This is a genomic window from Streptomyces sp. CNQ329 (assembly GCF_000482585.1).
In genome coordinates this window covers 1-5,139 of the sequence record NZ_AXVU01000096.1, presented here as the reverse complement: position 1 = coordinate 5,139, position 5,139 = coordinate 1, and the positions used below count along the sequence as shown (strand labels likewise).

General features: G+C 74.9%; 4 protein-coding genes. 3 read left to right on the top strand and 1 reads right to left on the bottom strand.

The features are described from left to right. From I003_RS33685 to I003_RS0128750, 3 genes are all read left to right on the top strand, one after another. Positions 1-2,101 (top strand): tetratricopeptide repeat protein (locus I003_RS33685; protein ID WP_051368595.1); only part of this gene is annotated, 2,101 nt, incomplete at its 5' end. Beyond that, positions 2,098-3,276, top strand: a complete 1,179-nt coding sequence (gene amcB / locus I003_RS0128755; protein ID WP_027774627.1) for a cyclophane-forming radical SAM peptide maturase AmcB — start codon at positions 2,098-2,100, stop codon at positions 3,274-3,276. The genes I003_RS33685 and amcB, both read left to right, overlap by 4 nt. Then, a complete protein-coding gene (locus I003_RS0128750; RefSeq protein WP_027774626.1) occupies positions 3,260-3,565 on the top strand; it encodes a hypothetical protein in 306 nt (101 codons plus the stop codon). Before amcB ends, I003_RS0128750 begins: the two co-directional genes overlap by 17 nt. A gap of 102 nt (positions 3,566-3,667) precedes the next feature. Here the strand turns inward: I003_RS0128750 and I003_RS0128745 are convergent, their stop codons facing one another. Beyond that, complete coding sequence (locus I003_RS0128745; RefSeq protein WP_051368597.1) at positions 3,668-5,131, bottom strand: hypothetical protein; 1,464 nt, start codon at positions 5,129-5,131, stop codon at positions 3,668-3,670. Positions 5,132-5,139 lie beyond the last annotated feature (8 nt).

The following is a 5,139-nucleotide window of genomic DNA, read 5'->3' as shown; positions in this document are numbered from 1 at the left end:
GGGCAAGACGTCCCTGGCCCTCCACGCGGCGCACGAGGCGCGGCGTGCGGGCTGGTTCCCCGGCGGGGTGTACTTCGTCGACCTGCACGGCGCCGACGAGAGCCCCGTCACCGCGGACGGCGCCCTCCGGGTGCTCCTCCGCGGCTTCGGCGTCGAGCCCGAGCACACCCCGTCGACCGCGGACGAGCGCGCCGCGCTCTACCGGTCCGTCCTGGAGCGGGTCGCCGCCGACCGCGGCCCCGTGCTGCTGCTGGCGGACAACGCGGCGGCCTCCTCCCAGGTGCTGCCGCTCCTGCCCGGCAACCCGGCGCACCGCCTCCTGACCACCTCCCGGAACGTGCTCGCGCAACTCGGCGCGCACCAACTGCGCCTCGGCATGCTCCCGCCGCCCGCCGCGCTCACGGCGCTGCACGAGGCGCTCATCGCCGCCGACCCCGGCGACCGGCGGCTGGACCGGGAGGCCGACGCGGCCGGCGAACTGTGCCGGTGGTGCGGGCACCTCCCGCTCGCCCTGCAGATCGCCGCGGCCCTGCTGGTCGCCGACCCGGGCAAGCCCGTCGCCGAACTCGCCGACGAGCTGCGGGACATGTCGACACGCATGCGCTATCTGGACGACGGCGAACGCGCCGTCCGGGCCGCCTTCGACCTGTCGTACCGTCTGCTGACCGACGAGCAGGCCCACCTCTTCCGGCTGCTCGCGCTCCACCCCGGCGCGGACGTGTCCGTGAGCGCCCTGACCGCGAGCTACGGCGGGCCCCTGCCGGTCCGGGGCGTCGACACGCTGGTCCGCGCCCACCTGGTGGAGCCGAGGGACGCGCGCGGGCGCTGGCGCATGCACGACCTCGTACGGGCCTACGCCGTGGCCGAAGTCCGCGCCGACCGCCGCCTGCACGAGCGGCACGAGGACGCCAGGGCCCGGCTGCTCGCCCACTACGGCGACCGGGCGACGGCGGCCAGACGGCTCGTGCTGACGCCGTCCGTTCCCGCGGCGGGCGCCGCACCCGCCGCACCTCCCGCGCCTCCGGGGTCCGCGGCGCCCGCCGTGCCGACCGCCCCCGCTCCGCCCCCGGATCCGGTCGGGTTCCCCGACCGCGACGCGGCTCTCGCCTGGTTCGACGACGAGCGCGGCTCGCTCGTGGCTGCCGTCCGCTGGGCCGGGGAGCCCGCCCACGCGCGCGGGGCCGTGCGGCTGGCGCTGAACCTCGGCGAGTACTTCGCGCTGCGCCGCCGCTACGACGACGCGGTGACCGTGTACGAGCACGCGCTGCCGGCCGCCCGCGGGCTGGGCGACCGGCTCAGCGAGGGCAAGTGCGCGAACAACCTCGGAGTCGCCCTGCGCTGGACACAGCGGCTGCAGGAGTCCGTCGCCGCCTGCCGCGCCGCGCTCCGGGCGTACGACGACCTGCCGGACACGTACGCCGCCAGCCGCGGGCGGAGCTGGCACAACCTCGCCGGCGCCCTCAACCTGCTCCGGCTCTTCGACGAGGCCCTCGTGGCCGAGGACCGGGCGGCGCGTATCGCCGCGGAAGCGGGCGACGCGGGTGCGCTCGCCCGTGCGGAGAACGGGCGGGGACACGTGCTGTTGAAGCAGCAGCGATACGACGAGGCCCTCGCGGCCCTGTACCGGGCGCGAAGTCTGATGTCGGACGTCGAGGACCAGCCGCTGGGCGGAATGGTGATCAACAACATAGGCCGCGTACTGCGGGGGACGGGTCGGCTGGACGAGGCCGCGAGCGCGCACCGCAGTGCCCGGGCCACGTTCGCCGCTCTGGGGGACCGTGAAGGCGAGGCCGCGTGCCGCAACGAAGGCGCGCTCGTCCTCGCGGACCAGGGGCGGTTCGCCGCGGCGGCGGAGGAACAGCGCGCCGTGCTCGCCGTGCTGCGGGGGATCGGCGCGCGGTACCGCGAGGGGATCGTCGGCTACGACCTCGGCCTCAGCCTGGAAGGGCTCGGAGAGCACGACGATGCCGCGGAGGTGTACGAGCAGGCCGCGGAGGTCTTCGCGGAGGTGGGGGCCGACTACCACCTCGGGCTCTGCAACGAGCGGCTGGCCGCGATCCGCGCGCTCTCCGGCCCGCGGGCGGCGGGAGGACCGGGATGAGTACCCGTGTCGGGCCGAGCGCCCCTGCCACGGCGAACGGTGACGCCGGCACCGGCGTCGGCGCGGTGCCGCCCCCACTCCTGTCCCCGACGGCCCCGCTGCTCTACGTCCAGCCCACGACCCTGTGCAATCTCGACTGCTCGTACTGCTACCTGCCCGGCCGTACGCGCGCCCGCCGCATGTCCCGGGAGGTGGCCGACGCCGTGGCCCGCGGCGTGTCCGCCTGGGCCGGCCGGCACCCCGTGCGCGTCGAGTGGCACGGCGGCGAACCCCTCGCGGCCGGGCTCGCACACTTCGCGGACCTGCTTGCCGCGTTCCCGGCGTCCGGCAGCCGCCATCCCGTACACCACGGCGTGCAGACCAACGCCACGCTCGTGGACGACTCCTGGTGCGAGCTGTTCGTCCGGCGGCGTGTCCACGTGGCGGTCAGCCTAGACGGCCCGGCCGGCCGGAACGGAGACCGCGCCGACCGCGCCGGGCGCGACAGCACCGAGCGCACCCTGCGCGGCATCCGGCTGCTGCGCTCGTACGGCATCCCCTTCACCGCCATCGCGGTGGTGCGCGACCCCTCGGCCGAGACGGCGTTCGCCCTGTACGACTGGTTCGCCGGGCTGGGCTGCACCTCGCTCGGAATCAACCTCGTGGAGCGCAAAGGGACGTGCCGCGGGTCCGGGACGCCGGAGTACGGCCGGGTGGTGGAGTTCTGGGCGGCACTCACGGCCCGGGCCCAGCACGACGGTCGCCTGCGGGTACGGGACGTCGACGACGCCCTGCGATATATCGGGGACCACCTGGCGGGGGGCGGCGAACGGTCCGCGGACCGGCCGCACCCGCCGGTGCCGCTGGTCATGTGGAACGGCGACGTGATCCCGGTGGGGCCGGAGCTGGCGGGTTTCTCGTCCCCGGCGTACGGGCGCTTCGCGGTGGGCAACCTGCGCACGTCGGAACTGGACGAGGTGGTGGCGCACGCCGCCGGCACCCCGTGGGTCGCGGAGGCGATGCGCGGCGTGGCGGCCTGCCGGGCCCTGTGCGACCACTTCGCGTACTGCCGCGGGGGCAACCCCGCGAACAAGTACTTCGAGACCGGTCGATTCGACGTCACGGAGACCCGGTACTGCCGCAACAGTAGGAAAGCGTTGATGGACGGAGTGCTTCTCCATGCCGAACGGCACTGACGACCCGGGCCGGAACGGGCCCCTGGCGGACCGTATCGAGCGGCTCCGCGACCCGCTGACCGTGCTCGCGCGGTCGGTTCCCGCCGCGGAGAGGCGCGAACCGCGGCCCAGTGCGTCCATAGATCCCCTCGAATGGGAGGGATGGGAGCCGTGGGAAGAACATGCGGACCTGACCGAGGATCCGGAGGAGCCGGAGGACCCCGAAGCCCCCGAGGAGCCGGAGGGGGCGACGGGCGCGACCGGGGCCGGTCAGCCCTCCGACGGGACCGGAGGCCCGCCGGAGGGCTGACCGGCGGCGGAAGCCTGCGCGCGATGCGGCCGGAACCGGCATCGGCGCAGCCCGGCGCGGACCGGGGTGCCGCCGTGTGCCGCATCGCGCGCGTGGGCGCCTCTAACGGACGTTGACGAACACCGGGTTGGAGTAGAACCACAGGTCCTCCCACGGGCTCTCCAGCCCGTCCGCCACCGGCTCCGCCTCGTCCGTGCTCGTACCGCGTACGCGCGCGTACATGTCGCCGTCCACGTCCCGCAGCGTGTGCCGGATGACGTACTCCCCGCCCTGGCGCCGCCAGTCGTCCGGGCCGAAGCGGGCGACGACCTTCGTGGTCGGGTTGGTGTCCGCGTCGCGGTCGGTTACCGGGCCCGTGACGCTGCCGGTGATGAGGTCGACGCGGCGGACCTCGGGGCGGTCGCCGTTGCCGTTCCTGCCGGCCGGCGGGCGGAAGCGGATCTCGATCCCCACGTCCGTACCGCCCCGGCCGCCGACCGTCAGCGTCTCGCCCATGGAGGCACTGGCGCCCCGGTGGGCCGCCGTGAGGTCGAGGGAGGCGATGAGGTCGCCGGTGCCCACCCAGACGCGGCCGTTGCGCAGGCCGTCCATGATGTCCGCGTAGTCCTGCCGCGCCATGACGTACGTCTTGCTGTACTCGCCCGGCCAGAAGTCCGAGCCGCCGCGCGTCCAGTGCACGTGCGAGTCCGACGTCGCCGTGATCCACCAGCGCCGGCCCTCGCCCAGCAGCGCGTCCCACAGGCCGCCCAGGCGCGCGGTCATCTGGTCGAAGCCGCCGTACGTGGGGTGGTTGCCGTAGCCGCCGCGGGCGCCGCCGACGAGGGGACCCGCCTGGTGGCCGGGGGCGCCCTCGAAGCCGACGTAGACGTCCGGGGCGGCGTCGTTGCCGTTGCGGAACTCGCGCGGGGTGTCCTGGCCGTAGACGCCGAGACCGGTCGCGGACCGGGAGGCGTGGTGGGCGATCACCAGCGGCCTGCGCTCCATGGCGTTCGCGGTCTTGAGGAACTCGACCATCTTGGCCTCGGTGTCGCGGCCGGGGTCGGCGGGGAACGGGTCGAGCTTGGCGAACCGGCGCTCCAGCTCGTACAGCTGCTGCGCCTCCTCGCCGTGGTGCGGGATCATCAGGGTGTGGTGGTCCAGGGCGGGCGCGTCGAACTCCATGCCCCAGAACTGCAGCACCTCGGGGACGAGCACGCGCGAGCGCAGCAGGTCGGGGTAGGCCAGCTCCAGATTGACCTTCGAGTGGGTCGGGCCGCCGTGGTCGGTGCACATCACCCACGACAGACCGAAGTGCTTGGCCATGACGGCGTTGGTGACGATGGGGTACACCGCGTCGGCGCCCTTGTGGAACGTGGGCGGGCTGGTCGCCGTGTCGAACCTGCCGCTGTACTCGGAGTGCACGTGGTGGTCCCCGGCCCGCCAGGCGCGCCGTCCCTTCCCGCGCCCGCCCCCGCCGGCTGCGCGCGCGTCGTCGGCGGCGGAAGCCTCACCACCGACGGCGAGAGGGCTTGCCGCCGCGAGCGTCGCCCCCACGCCGGCGTACCGGACGAGCCGGCGCCGTGAGATCCCCCGGC

Excerpts from the sequence above, each read along its gene's own strand:
- amcB (WP_027774627.1), top strand. The coding sequence starts at position 2,098 with ATGAGTACCCGTGTCGGGCCGAGCGCCCCTGCCACGGCGAACGGTGAC.
- I003_RS0128750 (WP_027774626.1), top strand. The coding sequence starts at position 3,260 with ATGCCGAACGGCACTGACGACCCGGGCCGGAACGGGCCCCTGGCGGAC.